The sequence below is a fragment of the Saccharospirillum sp. ABV4_185 genome (assembly GCF_056159245.1).
Genome location: NZ_JBSWUW010000001.1, coordinates 178,472 through 198,750, shown reverse-complemented (window position 1 = coordinate 198,750; position 20,279 = coordinate 178,472). Strand labels below are relative to the sequence as shown.

The 20,279-nt window shown below is 57.4% G+C and carries 20 protein-coding genes; 4 read left to right on the top strand and 16 right to left on the bottom strand.

Translation table 11 applies throughout. The features are described from left to right. Window positions 1-13: 13 nt before the first annotated feature. The 3 genes from ACXAE6_RS00890 (at window position 14) to ACXAE6_RS00880 (ending at window position 2,963) form a co-directional block, all read left to right on the top strand. The gene (locus tag ACXAE6_RS00890) at window positions 14-433 is read left to right on the top strand and encodes an OsmC family protein (protein ID WP_475143267.1); all 420 of its coding nucleotides are present in this window, start codon (window positions 14-16) and stop codon (window positions 431-433) included. Between the two features lie 70 nt (window positions 434-503). Continuing rightward, complete coding sequence (gene speD, locus ACXAE6_RS00885) at window positions 504-1,313, top strand: adenosylmethionine decarboxylase (RefSeq protein WP_392800093.1); 810 nt, start codon at window positions 504-506, stop codon at window positions 1,311-1,313. A 174-nt stretch (window positions 1,314-1,487) separates the two neighbouring features. Continuing rightward, window positions 1,488-2,963 (top strand): CYTH domain-containing protein, encoded by a 1,476-nt coding sequence (locus ACXAE6_RS00880; RefSeq protein ID WP_475143265.1) that lies wholly within the window; start codon window positions 1,488-1,490, stop codon window positions 2,961-2,963. Between the two features lie 79 nt (window positions 2,964-3,042). On the opposite strand, the gene coq7 is transcribed toward ACXAE6_RS00880, so the two are convergent. From coq7 to aroQ, 11 genes are all read right to left on the bottom strand, one after another. Further along, entirely contained in the window at window positions 3,043-3,684 is a 642-nt protein-coding gene (gene coq7 / locus ACXAE6_RS00875; protein WP_475143263.1) for a 2-polyprenyl-3-methyl-6-methoxy-1,4-benzoquinone monooxygenase, read from the bottom strand. Next, window positions 3,659-6,028 (bottom strand): hybrid sensor histidine kinase/response regulator, encoded by a 2,370-nt coding sequence (locus ACXAE6_RS00870; protein WP_475143260.1) that lies wholly within the window; start codon window positions 6,026-6,028, stop codon window positions 3,659-3,661. The genes coq7 and ACXAE6_RS00870 overlap by 26 nt, the downstream gene beginning before the upstream one ends. Before the next feature lie 86 nt (window positions 6,029-6,114). Next, window positions 6,115-7,404 carry a phosphoribosylamine--glycine ligase gene (purD, locus tag ACXAE6_RS00865; protein WP_475143257.1) on the bottom strand — a complete coding sequence of 430 codons (1,290 nt, stop codon included), beginning with the start codon at window positions 7,402-7,404 and terminating at the stop codon, window positions 6,115-6,117. A gap of 19 nt (window positions 7,405-7,423) precedes the next feature. After that, entirely contained in the window at window positions 7,424-9,004 is a 1,581-nt protein-coding gene (gene purH / locus ACXAE6_RS00860) for a bifunctional phosphoribosylaminoimidazolecarboxamide formyltransferase/IMP cyclohydrolase (RefSeq protein WP_475143254.1), read from the bottom strand. Between the two features lie 93 nt (window positions 9,005-9,097). Next, a complete protein-coding gene (fis, locus tag ACXAE6_RS00855; RefSeq protein WP_108164517.1) occupies window positions 9,098-9,412 on the bottom strand; it encodes a DNA-binding transcriptional regulator Fis in 315 nt (104 codons plus the stop codon). Next, entirely contained in the window at window positions 9,409-10,401 is a 993-nt protein-coding gene (gene dusB, locus ACXAE6_RS00850) for a tRNA dihydrouridine synthase DusB (protein ID WP_475151684.1), read from the bottom strand. The genes fis and dusB overlap by 4 nt, the downstream gene beginning before the upstream one ends. A 107-nt stretch (window positions 10,402-10,508) precedes the next feature. Beyond that, window positions 10,509-11,612: a DUF3426 domain-containing protein gene (locus ACXAE6_RS00845; protein WP_475143250.1), complete on the bottom strand. Its 1,104-nt coding sequence runs from the start codon at window positions 11,610-11,612 to the stop codon at window positions 10,509-10,511. A gap of 120 nt (window positions 11,613-11,732) precedes the next feature. Next, window positions 11,733-12,632, bottom strand: coding sequence for a 50S ribosomal protein L11 methyltransferase (gene prmA, locus ACXAE6_RS00840; protein WP_475143247.1), 900 nt, complete (start codon window positions 12,630-12,632; stop codon window positions 11,733-11,735). A 128-nt stretch (window positions 12,633-12,760) separates the two neighbouring features. Then, window positions 12,761-14,107 (bottom strand): acetyl-CoA carboxylase biotin carboxylase subunit, encoded by a 1,347-nt coding sequence (gene accC / locus ACXAE6_RS00835; protein ID WP_475143244.1) that lies wholly within the window; start codon window positions 14,105-14,107, stop codon window positions 12,761-12,763. Between the two features lie 11 nt (window positions 14,108-14,118). Then, the gene (accB, locus tag ACXAE6_RS00830) at window positions 14,119-14,580 is read right to left on the bottom strand and encodes an acetyl-CoA carboxylase biotin carboxyl carrier protein (protein WP_475143241.1); all 462 of its coding nucleotides are present in this window, start codon (window positions 14,578-14,580) and stop codon (window positions 14,119-14,121) included. 11 nt (window positions 14,581-14,591) lie between these two features. Then, window positions 14,592-15,032 (bottom strand): type II 3-dehydroquinate dehydratase, encoded by a 441-nt coding sequence (aroQ, locus tag ACXAE6_RS00825; protein WP_475143239.1) that lies wholly within the window; start codon window positions 15,030-15,032, stop codon window positions 14,592-14,594. A gap of 253 nt (window positions 15,033-15,285) precedes the next feature. Here aroQ and ACXAE6_RS00820 point away from each other — a divergent pair, with 253 nt between their 5' ends. After that, complete coding sequence (locus ACXAE6_RS00820; protein ID WP_475143236.1) at window positions 15,286-16,347, top strand: DUF2333 family protein; 1,062 nt, start codon at window positions 15,286-15,288, stop codon at window positions 16,345-16,347. Window positions 16,348-16,401: 54 nt separating this feature from the next. Here ACXAE6_RS00820 and ppa read toward each other — a convergent pair whose 3' ends face one another. The 5 genes from ppa to ACXAE6_RS00795 form a co-directional block, all read right to left on the bottom strand. After that, window positions 16,402-16,932 (bottom strand): inorganic diphosphatase, encoded by a 531-nt coding sequence (gene ppa / locus ACXAE6_RS00815; protein WP_392800129.1) that lies wholly within the window; start codon window positions 16,930-16,932, stop codon window positions 16,402-16,404. 85 nt (window positions 16,933-17,017) lie between these two features. Further along, window positions 17,018-18,304: a 3-phosphoshikimate 1-carboxyvinyltransferase gene (aroA, locus tag ACXAE6_RS00810; RefSeq protein ID WP_475143231.1), complete on the bottom strand. Its 1,287-nt coding sequence runs from the start codon at window positions 18,302-18,304 to the stop codon at window positions 17,018-17,020. Window positions 18,305-18,416: 112 nt separating this feature from the next. Further along, window positions 18,417-19,394: a 6-phosphofructokinase gene (gene pfkA, locus ACXAE6_RS00805; RefSeq protein ID WP_475143228.1), complete on the bottom strand. Its 978-nt coding sequence runs from the start codon at window positions 19,392-19,394 to the stop codon at window positions 18,417-18,419. A gap of 118 nt (window positions 19,395-19,512) precedes the next feature. Then, window positions 19,513-19,923: a DUF3429 family protein gene (locus ACXAE6_RS00800; protein ID WP_475143225.1), complete on the bottom strand. Its 411-nt coding sequence runs from the start codon at window positions 19,921-19,923 to the stop codon at window positions 19,513-19,515. Then, window positions 19,920-20,237: a DUF6482 family protein gene (locus ACXAE6_RS00795; protein WP_475143222.1), complete on the bottom strand. Its 318-nt coding sequence runs from the start codon at window positions 20,235-20,237 to the stop codon at window positions 19,920-19,922. Before ACXAE6_RS00795 ends, ACXAE6_RS00800 begins: the two co-directional genes overlap by 4 nt. Window positions 20,238-20,279 lie beyond the last annotated feature (42 nt).

Genomic DNA, 20,279 nt, shown 5'->3' with positions numbered 1-20,279 from the left:
GAGAAAGTGAAAATTGAAGGCAAACATTCAATGGGCCGGCGATAAGGCTTTCAAATATACATCAGACAGTGGACATCAGGGTTTTATGGACGGCGCTGCCAAAGACGGCGGTGACAGTCGTGGTCCCAGCCCGATGGAGATGGTGCTTTGCGGTCTGGGTGGTTGTACCAGCTATGACGTGGTCAACATCCTGCGTAAAGGTCGCCAGGATGTGGTCGATTGTCAGGCACAACTGGAAGCGGAACGGGCCGATAGCGTCCCCGCCGTTTTTACCCGCATTCATGTTCATTTCATCGTCAGTGGCCATGATCTGAAAGCCAGCCAGGTAGAACGGGCGGTTAAATTGTCGGCTGAAAAATATTGTTCAGCGTCGATGATGTTGGAAAAAGGGGGTGTTGAAATCACTCACAGCTTCGAGGTGGTTGAACTTTGATTTTTTGTTCGGTGTCAGCCAGGGTCCGTCGTCCTGAATTCATCATGCTGACCAGTGGGAGTTTTGTCAGATGACCGACGAATTGCGTTTGCATGGTTTTAATAATCTAACCAAGTCGCTGAGCTTTAATATTTACGATATTAATTACGCCAAGACCGAACAGCATCAGGACGAATACATTGCTTATATCGATGAGGTATACAACGCTGATCGTCTAACCGACATCCTGACTCAGGTGACGGAAATCATTGGCGCCAATGTCTTGAACGTTGCGCGCCAGGATTACGAGCCGCATGGTGCCAGCGTCACCATTTTGATTTCCGAATATCCAGTTGATGCTGATGAAGACCATGGCGAGGCGTCACCCGGACCGATGCCGGATTCGGTCGTCGCTCATCTCGATAAAAGCCACATTACTGTTCATACCTATCCGGAAAGTCATCCGGATAATGGTATTTCCACTTTCAGAGCCGATATTGATGTCAGCACCTGTGGAGTTATCTCGCCGTTAAAAGCGCTGAATTTTCTGATTCATTCTTTCGACAGCGACATCGTCACTATGGATTATCGCGTGCGTGGCTTTACTCGCGACGTCGATGGTCGCAAGCATTACATCGACCATGAAATCAACTCCATCCAGAATTATCTGGCGCAAGACACTAAAGCTGCTTACGAAATGATCGATGTAAACATCTATCAGGAGAATATTTTCCACACCAAAATGCTGCTGAAAGATTTCCAACTGGATAATTACCTCTTTGGCAGTGGAGCGGAAGAGTTCCCCGAGGCAGAGCAAAAACAGATCATGCAAGCGTTATGGCGGGAGATGCAGGAGATCTTTTACTCGCGCAATATGAGCAATGGCCCGGGTCCGGTCTAGGTAAAGACTGACAAAACGCTGACAAAGCAAGTAAAGTGTGATCTGAATCGCCAAACCGTGGTAGACCGGCTGGGCGAGGTAGGTAAACTGGGGAAGTGACCTTCGGCGGCGTTAGGGAAACCGTCATGAGGCAACAACATAATAACGATAAGCCACTGTGGAGCGAACTATCCTATGGGCCAGGAAATTGAACTGAAATTGAGCATCCAGAAGGATGCGACGGCAGCTTTTAAAGCCCATCCGCTCTTGGCCGGGTTGGACAGCCGTTCGCAATATCTGGAAAACCGCTACTACGATACGGTCGATCAGCGTTTAACCGCCGCGGGCGCTGCTTTGCGGTTGCGCAAATCAGCCGATCAGTGGGTTCAGACTCTGAAAACCCGTGGCTCTAATATTGGCGGCTTGCATCAGCGCGATGAATGGGAAGTTGAACGCGCTGATGGCACGCTGGATTTGTCCGTTTTGCCAGCCGACCAACTGCCCGCCAATGTGACCGAGGCCGAACTGAAACCTTTATTTGCTACTCACTTTCATCGCCACCGCTGGATGGTGTCACACCAGGGTGCGGAGATTGAAGTGGTCCTTGATGAAGGCAAAATTTTGACCGAAACCCAGCAGCAGGCGATCAGCGAAGTTGAGCTGGAGCTAAAAAGCGGCGAGTTACCGGCGCTGCTGGATCTGGCATTGAATTTTACCGAGAGCGTACCTCTGGTGCCGTCTGATTTGTCCAAGGCCGAACGCGGCTACCGCTTGTTGGATGGTAATGCCTCTTTGAATATTCCGCTGCCGGCCATCGTTGCCCAGCAAAGCATGGAAAGCGCTTTCTGTGCGTTGATGGGTTATGAACTGGAACGTTTGCAGTCGCACTGGGATCTGTTCTGGATCAGTCAGCAATGGCGTCACCTCCAGGCGCTGCTGGTGACACTGGGCAATATTCAGACCGAGATGGAATGGTTCGAAGATATCCTGCCGACCGAGCACAGCCAGCGTTTTACCGCCTGGGTGATCTGGCTTGAAGAAGCGATTCGTCCTTTGGTGTCCTGGTGGCCAGCGTGCTTTGCGCTCAGTCGCGATGCGCGCAGCGAGCCGGAAAACATCGCGGTCAGTCTGCAACAGGCCAAGGCGATGCGGGCTCTGAATGGCATTGAAGCTTTAGCGCGTAATCCGCGTTTCGGTCACACCCTGATGTCGATGACCAGTTGGTTGCACACGCGCGCCTGGCGCTCAGAGCAAGAGAGCTGTCATCGCTATGCCAGCGAAGAAGCGGTCAGCGATGGCCTGGACCGTTCCCTGTCGTCCGCCTGGCAGGCGTTTAATCCTGACCAGTTTGCCGGCAGCGCCAGCCATGCCCTGACGCAATATCCGGCGGTGCACCGATTGCTGATGCTGTGCCAGTACTTTAATTCTCTGTACGGCGAGCAATTGAATCACTATCAGGAAGAACTGCAGGCGTTGGAAGATAACCTGTCCAAACTGTCGGCGATTGATGTAGTCAGTCGTCTGCGTGAATGGCTGGATGAGTTACCGATGGAACAACAAGCATCGGTTTATTCCTGGACACGTTCCAAGCCGGTATTGCTGCGTGATATCAAGCAATTGGCCGGTCGTCTGTTTGATTCGCGCGAGGTCGCTGCTCCCATCCGCGCTTGAATCGCCTCGGGAGACGGCTAGTATTCAGCGTCTCCCGTCTCCCGTCTCCCGTCTCCCGTCTCCCGTCTCCCGTCTCCCGTTACAGTCGATAAACGCTGCGCGTCATCACCTTGGAAATAGCGGTCATCAGCTGCTTGACCGGTTCGGGAAATACTTGTCCTCCGGCGGCAATGGCGTTGTGCGAATGACGTTCTTCATCCTCGAGCATCTGCTGCAAAATGGCGCGACTGCGCGGATCCCGCTCACCAATCTGTTCCAGATGATCGCGCAGGTGACCGCTGACCTGGTCTTCAGTCGCAGCGACAAACCCGAGTGACCAGCGATCACCCGCCACACCAGCACCCGCACCAAGCGCAAACGACAACGCATAGAACAGTGGATTCAGCAGACTGGTGTGGCCGCCCAGTTCATTAACACGTTGCTCGCACCAGGCCAGATGATCCAGCTCTTCATCGGCGGCCTGTTGCATGGATTCACGCACCTGTGGCAAGCGGGCCGTAGTCGCCTGCCCTTGATAGAGTGCCTGAGCGCAGACTTCACCGGTGTGGTTGATGCGCATCAGTCCGGCGAAGTGTCGTCGCTCCTCATGGCTCAGTTCCGGAGCCTGGAAAGGCTTCCCCGGTGATGGGTTGGCGGCGCCGACGGCCCCGGGAGTTAAGGTCTTCAGCGCGTTGTCGAGTTTGTCGAACAAACGATCAGAAAAAGAGAGACTTCTTGACATGGTGGTGCTCCCGATTGTGCAGGATGTCTGGCATCGCCTGCATCAGTGTCTGCTTAAGCGCGCGACCCGATACCGGCTTGGTTAACAGATATTGAATATTGAGACGGCTCTCATCGAGGTCGGCCTGACCGACATCGACCCCGGTGAGCATGATGATCAGAATGTCGCGATTGAGTGCTTCATCGCCACGGATGCGTTCGGCAAGCTCGGTACCGGTCATAGATGGCATATTCTGGTCGAGCACCAGCACATCCACCGGCGTACCCTTGTGAAATTCGTTGTGCAGATTGGCCAGCGCCGATTGGCCGTTACTGACGCTGAACACCTCCATACCCCAGCTTTTACCCAGATGTTCAATGACCTTGCGGCAGGTCAGGTTGTCGTCAACCACCATCAGGCGAATGTCGGCCAGATCTCCCGGAGTCTGGGCGTTGGCTTCATCGCTGTCGGCCACTTCGGGTAACGGCAGGTCGACCCAGAAGGTCGAGCCGATGCGCAACTCGCTGGAGAATGATAACTGGCCGTTGAGCAAACCCACCAAGACGCGGGTGATAGGAAGACCCAGATAAACCTCGCGCGGTGACAGAACGTTGTCTTCCGGCGGCGTGGGGAAGTCGAACAGGCTGTCTTTCATGTCCTTAGGCAAGCCCGGACCGGTGTCGGTGACGCTGAAGCGAATGCGATGACCATTCCAGGGTTTGACCTGCACCAGCACCTCACCGTTTTCGGTATAGGCCAGCGCATTGTCGAGCAGGTTAGACAGAATCTGGGTGATGATTTGGGCATTGCCGCGATAGCGACTGGGCAGTTCCGGCGCGACATCCATCACCAGCTCCAGCTGTTTGGCATGGGCCAGGCGGGAATAGGGCTGGATGGCGTCTTCGAGCAGATCGTAGAGGTCGAACTCGTCTTGATTGTCCGGCAGGCGATTGAGCCCAATGCGCACCAGGTTCTGCAATTGGTCGGCCTGGCGCAGCAGTGAAAAACCGGCCGCCTGCATGGTGTTGACGTACTCCTGTTGATGCGCGGACAGGCTGGTGTCCTGCAACAACTCTGACATCCCCAGCACACCGTTGATCGGACCGCGCATCTCATGATTGAGCTTGCGCATCAGCGGCCAGTGCAGCAGCGGCAAGTTGAGCCCAGTCGCGACCAGACTGGTATCGCGATACCGGGCCCGGTGGTAAGCCGCGCGCAAGACGATCCAGATGGCAATGACAGCGGTTAAATGCAGCAGAATGGCATTGGTCGAGACGCTTAACAGCAGGCCGGCACTGGAGCCGATTACCAGCAGAAACACCAGGCTGGCAAAGGCGATGGCCGCCAGAGTCCAGTGCTCGTGGCGCAAATTGGACTGGCGATAACGCAACCAGCTTAAAGCGATGCCGATCAAGGCCAAGGGCGCCAGCGTCAGTAGGAAGACGCTAAGACCACGCGCAATCGGCAGCAAAGCAAGGGCGGCGATCAACACCAGCGAGCGGAGCGCCCAGCGCAGGAATTCCCTGAGCCAGCGCGAAGAGTGGTCTCTGCGGATCTGAGCCACCAGGCCTGTGAGCCCCAGCAAAGCGAGTACACCGCCGGTATTGCGGGCATGGATATCGACGAACGCCAGGTTGGGAAGCAGCGGCGCCGCCAGGCCATTCCAGCCGGCTGACATCAAGATGAGGCCGAAGCTGAACAGGCAGGCCCAGGCTAAAGCCGGGTGCGGATAGCGCACCAGCGCGCCAATGGCAAAGCCGAAGCCGAGTAACTGCAGCGCCAGCATGGCGGCGTGTAATCCCAGCTGGATACCCAGAGTCGTTTGCAAACTGGCCCGATCCATCAGCCAGACCTGAGTATTGAGCGGGTCTTCCGAGGCCAGACGCAGGTAGAGGGTGTGTGTCCCCGCGGGTAAGGTCACCGGCAGCACATAGGTGCCCAGCGGCTCCGGCCGATCGGCCAGCGGCAGAGACGCGCCTGAACTGAGGGTTTGGTATTGGCCGTCGGTGCCAGGGTAGTAGAGTTCGATCAGGTGATTGGCGTGGCTGTCGATCAGAAAGTTAATCGGCTGGGGCTGGCCATCGGGGTTGGTCAGGCTCAGTCGCAGCCAGTGGCCGCCATCGAAAACGCCGTTACGCAAAATGGACTGGTGCACCGGGGTGAACTGGTTGGCGATCTCGGGCTTGTTGAGATCGCTCAGTTGCAGTTCACCACTGGGATCATCGAGGTAATCGGCGTCGTTTAGTACGCTCAGTCGATAGCGTTCCTGGTTCAGCAAGACCGGATCGGCCATCACAACGCCAGCCATTAACAGCAACCAGACGGTGGCCAATAAAGGGCGCATGGGCAGGGCGTTACAACGCATGGTGATCTCACTTAAACATCGTTAAGTGAGTATAGCGTCCCCAGCCGGTGGTCCCAACTGAGGACTTGCCTTGCCTTTGAGCCAGGTCAGTTGCTGCGACGATTGATAGCGCGGTGGCCGATATCGGTGCGGTAATAGCAGTCTGTCCAGTCGATCAGTCGAACGCCGGCATAAGCTGCCTGCTGGGCGTCGGCGACGCTGTCACCTAAGGCTGTTACGCACAGCACTCGACCACCCTGAGTGACGATTTCTCCGGTCCGGTTACGGCCGGTGCCAGCCTGGAACACCTTGGTATCGGCGGCGAAATCGGCGTTTAGACCGCTGATGACGTCGCCTTTGCGATAGTCATCGGGATAGCCACCGGCGGCCAGCACAACGCCCAGCGCCGGGCGCGGATCCCAGTCGGTCTGATGACTGGCCAGTTCGCCGTTTACTGCGGCCAGGCAAAGTTCGACCAGATCGGACTGCAAGCGCATCATGATGGGTTGAGTTTCCGGGTCGCCAAAACGGCAGTTGTATTCCAGCACCTTGGGCGTGCCGTCCGGCGCCACCATGATGCCGGCGTAGAGAAAACCGCGATAACGATTACCTTCGGCGTTCATGCCGCGTACCGTCGGATAGATGACTTCCTCGAGAATGCGTTGGTGCATGGCTTCGGTCACCACCGGCGCCGGCGAATAAGCGCCCATGCCGCCGGTATTCGGGCCGGTGTCGCCGTTGTCGCGCGCTTTGTGATCCTGAGAGGAAGCGAACGGAACCACTTCTTCGCCATCGACCAGCACAATAAAGCTGGCTTCTTCGCCGACCAGAAATTCCTCGACCACCACGCGTGACCCGGCATCGCCAAAGCGGTTGCCGGCGAGCATATCGTCGATGGCAGCACAGGCTTCCGTTTCGCTTTGAGCGACGATCACGCCTTTGCCCGCGGCAAGCCCATCGGCCTTAACGACGATGGGCGCGCCTTTTTCCGCCACATAGGCCTTGGCTTCAGCGGCGTCGGTGAAAACGCCATAGAAGGCTGTTGGAATATTGTGGCGGGCGAGAAAGTCTTTGGTGAAGGCTTTGGAGCCTTCCAGTTGAGCGGCGCTTTGTGTCGGGCCGAGAATCTTCAGACCGCGCGACTCGAACAGATCGACCACACCAATCACCAGCGGCGCTTCGGGACCGACGATGGTCAGGCCGATCTGGTTTTGTTCGGCGAAATCAGCCAAAGCTTCCAGGTCGGTAACGCCAATCGCCACGTTTTCGATGTTCGGTTCATCCGCTGTGCCCGGATTACCCGGTGCCACAAACACCTGTTCCACCAGGGCACTTTGCGCCACCTTCCAGGCCAGAGCGTGTTCACGACCGCCGTTGCCGATAATCAAAACCTTCATGATGATCTCCTTGGGCGTCTTAGTGGCGGAAGTGGCGCATGCCGGTGAATACCATAGCGATGCCGTGTTCATCGGCCGCAGCGATGACTTCGTCATCACGCATGCTGCCACCGGGTTGGATCACCGCTTTAACGCCCATCTCAGCGGCCTGATCGAGGCCGTCGCGGAACGGGAAGAAGGCATCGGACGCCATCACCGAGCCAGCAATTTCCAGGTTCTCGTCGGCGGCTTTGATACCGGCGATCTTGGCACTGTAAACACGGCTCATCTGGCCGGCACCGACACCGATGGTCTGGCCATCACGCGCATAAACGATGGCGTTGGATTTAACGAATTTGGCAACCGACCAGGCAAATTGCAGATCGGCCAGTTGAGCATCGGTGGGTGCGAGCTTGGTGACGACCTTAAGTTCGTCGACACTGATGCGGCCCAAATCACGGTCCTGCACCAGCAGGCCGCCGTTGACCTTCTTGAAATCGAAACCGGCAACAGCGTCGTTCCAAGTGCCGCAGGCCAGCAGGCGAACATTGGGTTTGGCGGCGACAACCTTGGCCGCAGCGGAGGACACGCTCGGCGCGATGATGACTTCAACAAACTGACGCTCGATGATCGCCTGGGCAGTGGCTTCGTCCAGTTCGCCGTTGAACGCAATGATGCCGCCAAAGGCTGAGGTTGGATCGGTCTGGAAGGCGCGATTGTAGGCATCGAGTAGATTGCTACCGGTCGCCACACCGCAAGGGTTGGCGTGTTTAACGATGACACAGGCGGGCGCCTTGAAGGCTTTAACGCATTCCAAGGCCGCATCGGTATCGGCGATGTTGTTGTAGCTCAGCGCCTTGCCTTGGATGCTGGTCGCGGTGGCGACGCTGGCTTCCAACGGCTGGGCGTCGACATAAAACGCCGCCTTCTGATGCGGGTTTTCGCCATAGCGCATGACGTCTTTCAACTGCCATTGCTGGTTAAAGGTATGCGGGAAATCACTGCGTGCCGGTACGCTGGCCGGTGCCGTTTCGGCATCGACGCTGCCCAGGTAGTTGGCGATCATGCCGTCGTAGGCGGCGGTGTGTTCGAATGCTGAACGCGCCAATCGAAAACGGGTGGCGGCACTGAGGCCACCGGTTTCATCCCACTCGGCCAGCAGGGTGTCGTAGTCACCGCTGTTAACCACGATGGCGACGTCTTTGTGGTTCTTGGCTGCAGAGCGAACCATGGTCGGGCCGCCGATATCGATGTTCTCGATGGCATCGCCCAAGGTGCAATCCGGCTTGGCAATGGTTGCGGCGAACGGATACAGGTTGACCACCACCAGATCGATGGGGGCTATGTCGTGTTCGGCCATGACCGCATCGTCGATGCCGCGTCGACCCAGAATGCCGCCGTGCACTTTCGGGTGCAGGGTTTTCACCCGGCCGGCCATCATTTCCGGAAAACCGGTGTGATCGGACACTTCACGCACCGGAATGCCGGCTTCGCTGATCAGGCGGTGGGTGCCGCCGGTGGACAGCAGTTCGACGCCACGTTCATGCAGGGCGCGGGCGAAATCGAGAATGCCGGTTTTGTCGGAAACACTGAGCAGGGCGCGTTGGGGGGCTTGGGTCATGCGGTCCTCACGGGCGGAAAGTCGTTCGATTGGTCAGAAAATGACAGGTCCAGAAAAACCAAAGGCGACCCTGAGGTCGCCTTTGGTGGCCGCTTAGAGCAGGCCGTATTGCTTGAGCTTTTTGCGCAGGGTGCCGCGGTTCAGGCCGAGCACCTGGGATGCCTTGGTCTGGTTGTCGCGGCAAAATCGCATCACCGCTTCGAGCATGGGCGCTTCGACTTCGCTCATCACCATCTGATAAACGTTGGCAACGTCCTGGCCTTCCAGGTGCGCGAAGTAATTGCGCATGGCGATTTCAACGCTGTCTCTGAGAGTCTGGGGCTGTTCTACCGATGCATCGACCTGAAAGGTGTCGTTGGATTGTGGTTGGGCACTGGAGGAATCGGTGACGAAGGTGTCGAGGCTCATGCGGCTGTTTCCTTTAAAGAAGTCAAACGATCAAACAACTGGTTCAACCACTGAAGCTGGGCCTGAGGCTGCTCCAGGGCATTAAAATTTTTGAGGGTGGGTCGTTCCACCTGCTGGCCTTTGAGGTACCAGCCAACGTGCTTGCGGGCGATGCGCACGCCCAGATAGTCGCCGTAAAAACGGTGCAGCTCCTGAACATGGCCGGCCAAGGTTTCGGCTACGGTGTCCAGGCTTGGCGCCGGTCGTAATTCTCCGCTCGCCAGGTAGTCATTGATGGCCGCGAAAATCCACGGATTGCCCTGAGCCGCGCGGCCAATCATCACGCCATCGGCGCCGGTGTAATTCATCACTTCGGCGGCTTTGAGCGGTCCGTCAATATCGCCGTTGGCCAGCACCGGAATCGATACCGCGGCCTTCACTTCGGCGATGGTGTCGTACTCGGCCTCACCGCGATAAGCATCGGCACGGGTCCGGCCATGCACTGCCAGCGCCTGAATGCCAAGGTCTTCGGCCATGCGCGCGATGCGAATGGCGTTACGCTGATCCGGTGCCCAGCCGGTGCGCGTTTTCAGTGTCACCGGTACATCGACAGCGGCGACCACGGCTTCGAGAATTTCGCGGACCAGGGGTTCATCACGCATCAGCGCGGAACCGGCGGCCTTGTTGCAGACCTTCTTGGCCGGGCAACCCATATTGATGTCGATAATCTGGGCGCCACCGGCAACATTGGCGCGTGCTGCTTCGGCCATCATCTGCGCATCCCCGCCAGCAATCTGCACACTGATCGGTCCGGCTTCGCCATCGTGATCGAGCCGCTGACGCGACTTGGTGGTGTGCCATAACCGGGTATCGCTGGTCACCATTTCGGAGACCACCAGGCCGGCACCCAGTGATCGACACAGAGTGCGGAACGGACGATCAGTCACACCGGCCATGGGCGCCAGGACGGTGGGGCGATCAAACTGGTAGGGGCCGATGGCAAACACGATAAGCGGTTAAAAATTGCTCAGCTCAGGGGCGGGGAATGATACTGACTTAGCGGTCGAACTTAAAGATTGACATGCAACGGACATCGGTGTTTATCGGCGCCGTTTTTTCAGCCAGGGCCTGGGGCGGTGCGCAGTTGGTAATTGACTGCTTCGCTGCCCGGAGCACGAAAGGGTATCGAAACGTAAATGCGGGTATTGGTCGGCATCAGTTTGATGCCAGTCAGCTCGCCGCGTAAATAGTCAGCCGGGCTGAATGCCTGGTCGGCAACGCGTTCACCATTGATGTCGGTGTACTCCAGAATCAACGTTGGGAACGGCTGACGGAAGGGCGCCTGGTTGGTCAGAATGGCGTCCAGCAGTTTGACGTTCTCGACCGTTGGGTGGTTACGAACCAGAACATTGGAGGGTCGAATGTTGGTGAGATCCTGCTGAGGCGGCAGTTCGCAACCGAGCACATTGCAGGCCGACTGGTAGATGCCGCGCCAGGGGTCGAGGCGGGCGTAGCGATCTTTTTGCCACCAGGCGAGTTCTCCGGCCAGGGTTACCAGCAACAGAGCGATGACCACCAGACTTAACCAGCGGCGACCGCGACTGGCCTGTTCGTCGGTGAAATCAAAGTCGGTTGCCGACAGCTGCTGCGCCAGTTGAGCGGCACGGTTGCCGCCCGCTGGTGAGGCGGCTTGTTCGGAATCGTCTTCCGGCTCGTCATCCTCGTCCATCAACCAGCTGGATTCTGCTTCATCGGCATCGCTATCGCTATCGCTGCTGATGTCGAATGAGGTTTCCGCTTTATTGCTGGCGGGTGCCGGGGCTGGTTTTGGCTCAGGCTGCTGTTGCGGGGCGTCGTCGCTCAGGTCCCAGAACGCATCGCTGAGTTCATCGAGTTCGTCGTTGCTGTCTTCGCCCAGCAAGTCATCGTCGGAGAAAATAAATTCTTCAAAGTTATCGTTGGGATCGTCTTCGAACAGAAAGTCGTCGCTGTCGTTCTCGCTGGCCGCGGTGGGTTGCGTTTTGGGCGGCGTTTTTTGAGCCGGGCGGGGTGGGTCCGATGGCTTGGTCTTGAGTTTGCCATTGAGTATGTGACTGCGCGCACTGAACACTTGCAAGCAAGCACCGCAGCGCACCGATCCGTTGGCGACCGCCAAGTGCTCATCGGTGATGCGAAAAGAGGTGCTGCAATGTGGGCACTGAGTAATGAAAGTTTGAGCCATGGCCATTCGAGTTATCGGCATCCGTGCGCGGTAAAAAGGATTCCGGTGATTGACGATAGCACCGGACGATTCAGTTTATGAGAGCGACCGAGTGATCACAACTAGGGAGCCTCGGGGGAATTATTCAGAGGCTCCCTTGGTTCCGCTCAGTCGCACCCAGCCATCGCGTTCAACCGGTTCATCCAAGTCGATCCAGGGGCGATAGGCTTCCATGACCGCCTCAGCCTGGTGCGACAAAATGCCGGACAACGCCAGCCGTCCGCCACTTTGCAGACGCTGACAGAGTGACGCAGCCAGATCACACAGCGGGCCGGCCAGAATATTGGCGACCACTAAATCGTAACTGGGTGCCAGTTGTTGATCGTCGATCCAGACATTAAAACGGTCGTTCTCAATGCCATTGTTGGACGCGTTGGCGCGGGTGGCGTCCAGTGCCTGAGGGTCGATATCGACGCCGTCCATTTGTTTAGCGCCGAGCAGAATGGCGGCCAGACCTAAAATGCCGGAGCCACAGCCGTAGTCGAGCAAGCGCTCATCGCCAGCAATGGTTTCATCCAGCCATTGCAGACACAAAAAGGTGGTCGGATGCGTTCCCGTGCCAAAGGCCAGGCCCGGATCGAGTCGCAAATTCACCGCTTCAGGTTGCGGCGGTTCCAGCCAGGACGGGCAAATCCACAAGCGTTGGCCGCACTGGATGGGTTTGAACGCATCCATCCAGGCACGTTCCCAGTCCTTGTCTTCGAGAATCTCAGTCTGGATGGCACCGCTCAGTTGAATGCCTTCGTTGTCGGCAAACTGTTCGATGCTTTTTTGCAAGGCCAGCGCATCGACGTCTTCCTCGAACAGCCCCTGCACCGTGGTGTGTTGCCACAGCGGTGTGGTACCCCGGATCGGCTCGAAAACCGGTTGGTCTTCGCTGTCGATCAGAGTGACCGCCTGACAGCCTGCCAGCAGCAGTGCATCTTCAAGGGCATCGGTGTGATTGGGGTCGGTTGGAATACGGATTTGTAGCCAGGGCATGAAAGCATTTGCCGGTGCAGAAGTTGCTCGCGAGGATACTGGATTGTTGCTCGAATGACACCTGGGCCAGCAGCGGTGGGCCAATAAAAAAGGCAGCCATTGGCTGCCTTCGTTGCCCACCGAAACGCTTACTGTTCTGCAGCGAGCTTGTGTTCCAGGTAGTGAATATTGACACCACCACGCTGGAAACCACTGTCGTTGACCAGCTCTTTTTGCAGCGGCGTGTTGGTCTTGATGCCACCAACCACCAACTCGTCCAGAGCTGAGTTCATCCGCAGCAAGGCTTGCTCGCGGGTGTCCGCATAGGTGATCAACTTGCCGATCATCGAATCGTAATAGGGCGGAATGGTGTAGCCGGAATAAATGTGCGAATCCCAGCGCACACCCAGACCACCCGGAGAGTGGAACTGAGTTATCTTGCCGGGGCTCGGCATAAAGGTGCGCGGATCTTCCGCATTGATTCGGCATTCAACCGCATGACCGACGATGCGGATTTCATCCTGTTTGAAGCTCAGCGGTTCGCCAGCGGCGATGCGCAGTTGCTCCTTGATGATGTCCACACCGGTAACCATTTCGGTGACCGGATGCTCCACCTGAACACGGGTGTTCATTTCAATAAAGTAGAAGTGGCCGTCTTCATAGAGGAACTCAAAAGTACCCGCACCGCGATAGCCAATTTCGACACAGGCATCGACACAGGCTTTGAGTACCTTGGCACGCGACTCTTCATTGACGTGCGGTGCCGGCGCTTCTTCCATCACCTTCTGGTGGCGACGCTGCAATGAACAATCGCGGTCACCCAGATGGATGGCATTGCCGTGGCTGTCGGCCAGGACCTGGATTTCCACGTGACGCGGGTTTTCCAGGAATTTTTCCATATAGACGGTGCCGTCACCGAAGGCCGAAGCAGCTTCGGATTTGGTGACCTGAATGGAACCGATCAGGTCTTTTTCTTCACGCACCACGCGCATACCACGACCACCACCACCGGCGGCGGCTTTGATCATCACCGGATAACCGATGCGACGACCGATGGCCAGGCATTGATCTTTGTCTTCAGGCAGTGGGCCGTCAGAACCAGGAACGGTTGGCACGCCGGCTTTCTTCATCGCCTCAATGGCCGACACCTTGTCACCCATCAAGCGGATGACGTTGGCGGTCGGGCCAATAAAGGCAAAGCCGGATTTTTCCACCTGCTCGGCAAAATCCGCGCGCTCGGCCAAAAAGCCGTAGCCGGGATGAATGGCATCGGCGTTGGTAACCTCGGCCGCTGCAATCAGAGCAGGAATGTTCAGGTAAGAGTTGACGGAAGGGTTCGGACCAATACAGACCGATTCATCCGCCAGCTTTACGTGCTTAAGATCGCGATCCACCACCGAATGCACAGCAACGGTTTGGATGCCCATCTCCTTGCACGCCCGCAGGATACGCAAAGCGATTTCCCCACGGTTGGCAATCAGCACTTTCTTCAGCATGACAGGCCTCGTTAGCGAATGGTGACCAGGGCTTGATCGAACTCAACCGGCTCGCCGTTTTCAAGCAGGATGGCTTCAACGACGCCGCTCTTGTCGGCTTCGATCTGGTTCATCATTTTCATCGCTTCGACGATGCAGATGGTGTCGCCTTCGTTGACGTGTTGACCGACTTCAACGAAAGACGGGCTGGTCGGAGACGGCGCGCGGTAGAAAGTGCCGACCATCGGAGAACGCACAGCGTGGCCGCTGGTTTCCGGCTTGGCCGGTTCGCTGCTTTCGGCCGGTGCTGCTGGAGCAGGGGCCGCGGCCGGAGCCTGGGCCGGCATCGGCGCGTATTGCATCGGCGCCGCCGCTTGCAGGGCGCGTGACGAACGGCTGATGCGGATCGCCTCTTCGCCTTCGGTGATTTCGATTTCGTCGATGCCGGACTCTTCCAGCAACTCGATCAATTTTTTGACCTTACGGATATCCATGATGCGTTCCTCTAACGAGATAATTGTTGATGTGCAGCCTGCAGCGCCAAATCGTAGCTGTGCGGCCCAAATCCACAAATCACACCGACAGCCTTGTCGGCGAGATAGGAATGATGGCGGAAAGATTCACGAGCATGCACGTTGGACAGGTGCAGCTCAATAAAGGGCACTTCGGCACCACCGAGGGCATCGCGCAGCGCGATGCTGGTGTGTGTAAAAGCGCCCGCATTGATCAGGATAAAGGCGGTACCATCGGTTCGAGCCTGATGGATACGGTCGATCAGTTCGCCTTCATGATTGCTTTGCAGGCAATCCAGTGAGTGTCCAAGCGCCTGGGCTTGCTGGGTTAAGTGCTGCTCAATATCAGCCAGCCCGGTGTGGCCGTAGATGGTCGGCTCGCGAGTACCAAGCAGGTTGAGGTTGGGGCCATTAAGCAGGAGCAGCTGTGCCATAAAGGGTCTTGAATTGCCTCGCTGTCGTAAAAATATCCGTGAACGTGCCCGGAAATATAGAGGATATTGGCGTTAACTTCGCCGAACAACTGGGTGGGCGAATTTTAGTTGTGAATTTTCATCATCAAAATGAGCACTTTAGCCGTATTGATGCTGGTTCGGCCAGCGGTGGCGGGCATTAAAGTGACCCTTGTCGCTTGGTTTGGTCGGGGCAGGTCGTTAAGCTGGCGGCAAAACTCACAGGAGTGAAGCTATGTGGCGTGAACGTTTGGCGCGAATGACAGCAGGACCGGGTCGGTTTTTCCGTCGTCTCGGTGGGCTGATACCAACACGGCGGCTGGGACGCTGGCTCGGTATTGTACTGGGCTTGGTGCTGTTGGTCTTGATCGTGCTCGGCTGGTACTGGAGTAATGAGCCGAACACCTTCGATCCGGTCGCCCGTGCAGAGCAACATGCGCGCGCTAACGATCGCGAACTGGTGGTGGGTTACGCCACCACCTACACCCTGACCGAACTGATGCGCACGCTGCTGGAAAAGCCGGGCGGCTACCTGTCCAACGATGTGGCGCCGCCATCGGTCTGGCTGGATAACATGCCCAGTTGGGAGTTTGGCGTGGTCACTCAGGTGCGTGATCTCAGTCGGGCCATGCGCCGTGATCTGAGCCGGTCACAATCGCAATCGACCGAAGACCCGGATCTGGCACAGGCCGAGCCGCTGTTCCATTTCGATAATTCCAGCTGGATTCTGCCCTCCACCGAAGGCGAATATCGTCGCGGGCTGCGCTTGGTCGATTCCTACCTCAACCGCTTGTCTGATCCGGCCAATTCCCAGGCACAGTTCTACGCCCGTGCCGATAACCTGCGCGCTTATTTGAACGATGTGGAAACCCGTTTGGGTTCTTTGTCGCAACGGCTCAGTGCCTCGGTTGAACAGCGTCGGGTTAATACTGACCTGGCGCGTGAAGGCGGTGCGGCTCAGTCGACGCCTGCGGCACAGGAGCAGTCGGTAAAAACGCCGCGCCTGCAGGTGGACAACGTCTTCTATGAGGCACGCGGCACAACCTGGGCGTTACTGCATATTCTGCGCGCCATCGAATCGGATTTCGGTTCCGTGCTCGATAACAAAAATGCCCGCGCCAGCCTGCAACAGATTATCCGTGAACTGGAAGCCACCCAGCGTCATCTGTGGTCGCCGATCGTCTTGAACGGCAGCGGTTTTGGTGTTCTGGCCAATCATTCGCTGGTGATGGCCAGCTACATTTCACGCGCTAATGCTGCGCTGATTGATCTGCGCGAACTGTTAGCGAACGGTTAACTGTCAGGCACAAAAAAGCCGCCTGTCGAGGCGGCTTTTTTATATCCGTTCGATTCAGCCTTTGTTATAGGCTGCGACGGATTCGTTGATGATTTCTTTGGCTTTGGCCGCGTCGGCCCAGCCGTCGACCTTCACCCACTTGCCTTTCTCCAGATCTTTGTAGTTCTCGAAGAAGTGCTTGATCTGCTCCAGCAACAGCGGCGGCAGGTCGGTGGCTTCCTGAACGTCGTCATACAGCGAGCTCAACTTGCTGTGCGGCACGGCCAACACTTTGGCATCGGAGCCGGCTTCATCGGTCATTTCCAGCACGCCGATCGGACGGGCGCGAATAACAGAGCCAGGCACAACCGGGTAAGGCGTGACCACCAAGACATCAACCGGGTCGCCATCGTCGGCCAGGGTGTTGGGAACAAAACCGTAGTTGGCCGGGTAGAACATGGGCGTGGCCATAAAGCGATCGACCATCAGGGCGTCCATGTCTTTATCGATTTCATATTTGATCGGGCTGGCGTTGGCCGGAATTTCGATGGCGACGTAGATGTCGTTGGGGACGTCTTTGCCAGCAGGGATTTGGGTATAGCTCATGTTGGGCCTCTTTAGGTGATGCGTTCGCGTATGCGTTTAGTTTGAGTACAAAGTCAAAAGTGCGCCGATTATATCGGCCGTCGCCTTAACCGTCAGTAATGGTGGCAAAGCGATCGAAATAGTCCGGGAAAGTCTTGGAGGTACAGCCCGGATCGTTAATGGTCACCGTGCCGCTGCCAAAAGCGGCCAGTGAAAAACACATGGCGATGCGGTGATCGTTATAGGTATCGATGGCCGCGCTGGCGGTTTGCGCCGGTGGCGTAATGGTCAGCGCATCTTCGTCTTCAATCACCTCGGCGCCGAGCTTGCGCAGTTCGGTGGCCATGGCGCTTAAGCGGTCGGTTTCTTTAACGCGCCAGTTATAGACGTTGCGAATGCGCGTTGTACCTTGCGCAAACAAGGCCGTGGTGGCGATGGTCATAGCGGCATCGGGAATGTGGTTCAGGTCGACGTCAACCGCTTGCAGCGGTCCGTTGTTGCTCACTTCAATCCACTCCGGCGCCCAAGTGACCTTGGCGCCCATCTGTTCCAGCACTTCGGCAAAGCGGGCATCGCCCTGAACCGAGTCGGTACCGGTGCCGTGTACCCGCACCGGACCACCGCCAATGGCGCCGGCGGCGAGAAAATAACTGGCACTGGAGGCATCGCCTTCGACCTGAATGCGGCCCGGGCTGACATAGCGCTGGCCAGCGTCGATTTCGAAAGCGCGATAATCGCGGTTGGTGACTGACACACCGAAACGACGCATCACATCCAGGGTGATGTCGATATAGGGTTTGGACACCAGTTCGCCGACGACTTCAATGGTCAGCGCTTCATTCAACAACGGCGCGGCCATCAACAAGGCGGTCAGAAACTGACTGGAAATGCTGCCGTCGATCTGCACCGTGCCGCCGTGCAATTGGCCGGCGTCGATACCCAGCGGCGGATAGCCGGTTTCGCCACGGTAATGAACCCTTGCCCCCAATGGCGCCAGGGCGTTAATCAAATCGCCGATGGGGCGTTCGGCCATGCGCGGTTCACCGGTCAGCTCAAAGTGACCTTCGCCGATGCACAGCGCCGCCGCCAAGGGCCGCATAGCGGTGCCGGCATTGCCCAGATAGAGCTCCAGATTCTGGCCGCGCGCCAGCGGACCGGCGAGGCCGGTCAGGGTGCATTCGGTGCCATCGTCATTGAGTTCAAAGCTGACGCCCAGTTGCTCCAGCGCGGTCAACATATGGCGGATATCATCGCTGCGCAGCAGGTTGGTGATCTGGGTGGTGCCTGCACTCAGAGCGGCCAGCAACAGAATGCGATTGGACAGGCTTTTGGAGCCGGGAATCTGGACTTCGCCACGGGCGTGGCGCAAAGCGGGGAGCGTCAAGCTGGACATCGAGGTTCGCAGGTCGGTTATGGGCCGGTCATTCTACGTCAAAGCGCCGCCGCCTTGCATCCGCAGGCGGGCAAGACGGCATTGCACTTTTTGCCGATAGACGTTGCGCCGATTAAGCCAACAGATTGGTCAGGTCGTACAGGTCCTGTTTGAACGGGCGCGGCATATTCTCGATGGCATCGATGATGTCGTGATGCACCAGCTGGTTGCTCTGGATACCGACACAACGACCACCCCGCCCCTGCAGTAACAAATCCACCGCATAAGCACCCATCTGGCTGGCCAGGACGCGGTCGAAAGCGCAGGGCACGCCGCCGCGTTGAATATGGCCGAGGATGGTGGCGCGGGTTTCCAGGCCGGTACGCGCTTCGATGCGTTTGGCCAGCGCCGACACATCGGTGACGTGTTCGGTAATGGCGATGATCGAATGGGTTTTACCGCGCGACACCCCATCGGCCACCGATTGAATCAGCGCTTCTTCATCGAAGCCTTTTTCCGGCACCACGGTGAAATCAGCGCCACTGCCGATCGACGCCATCAAGGTGAGATCGCCGCAATAGCGACCCATAATTTCGACGATGGCGATGCGGTTATGCGACGAACAGGTATCGCGCAGCCGATCCACGGCGTCGAGTACGGTATTCAGAGCGGTATGAAAGCCGATGGTGAAGTCGGTACCGGCAACGTCGTTGTCGATGGTGCCGGGCAGGCCGACGCAGGGAAAACCCATCTCGGTGAGACGTTTGGCGCCCATGTAGGAGCCATCGCCGCCAACCACGACCAACGCATCGATACCGTGCTTGCGCAGATTAGCGATGGACTCCTGGCGTACGGCTTCTTCTTTGAATTCGGGAAAGCGGGCGGAACCGAGGAAGGTGCCGCCGCGATTGATCAGATCGGAAACATGATGGCGTTCGAGTCGATCGATGCGGTCCTGGTGCAAGCCCAGGTAACCATCGCGCACACCATAGACTTCCAGCCCTTTGACCAGGGCGGTTCGAACCACGGCGCGCACCGCCGCATTCATGCCAGGGGCGTCGCCGCCACTGGTCAGTACACCTATTTTGCGTATCTCGCCTGCTTGACTCACGGGCTCTGTGTCCTTTGGTCATCCAAGCCGGCCGTGCCGGAACGCGACAGAATGTAACAAAATTACAATCGCACTGGCGAGTTCTTTTGCCGTTGCCAAGCGAGCCGCTTGATCGGCGTCAAATAACCGCAGCCAATGCCAGGATGTGCAGCGCGGTGACGGTCCAGGTGAGCAGAGTGCGCAGATTGCGATAATCCAGCGGTTGGGTAGCGCCGAACCAACGACGTTCCTGCCACCACAGCAATGGATAGGCCGGCAGCAGTACCAGTACCGCCAGCCACAGTGGCAAATAGAAGCTGACCCAGGCCAGCACAAAGAGCGCCATGGACAGACTGATAGCGGGCACATGGCGATCTTCGCCAGTCACTGCCGGCAGCCACATTGAACCGGTCAGAAACACCAGAATAAGCGCGCTGAAATCGTGGAAATAATCGAGTAGCCCAGGGTTCACCCAGGGCAACAACGCCAGGATCACAAAGACGGCCAGGCCACCAAGGCCCCAGAACAACATGATACGGCTGGGTGTCATTCGTGCTCTCCCTGAACATCAGTATGAAGGTTTAACGGCAGTCTCAAGGTGTTGTCACCATCAGCCTGGCCAATCATTTCGCCGAAGGCGCTGCGGTGCACCAACTCAGCTGCGGCTACTGGCAATTGTGCCAATAACTGACGCACCGCCGGTAAGGATTTCAGCACCAGGGGTTTGCCGTCTTCATTCACCAGCAAATGGCCCTGGTCACCCTGAAACAGGTGCAGATGGTAAAAGCTCGCCTGCAGAGCCGCTACCTCGGCGCGTGTAAAGGGCGTGCGGTTTTGGCGGGCTTGTTTCAACGTTACAGTCATGCGGTGGCCTGTTGATTTTTTGCTTAATACGGACGATGTCGA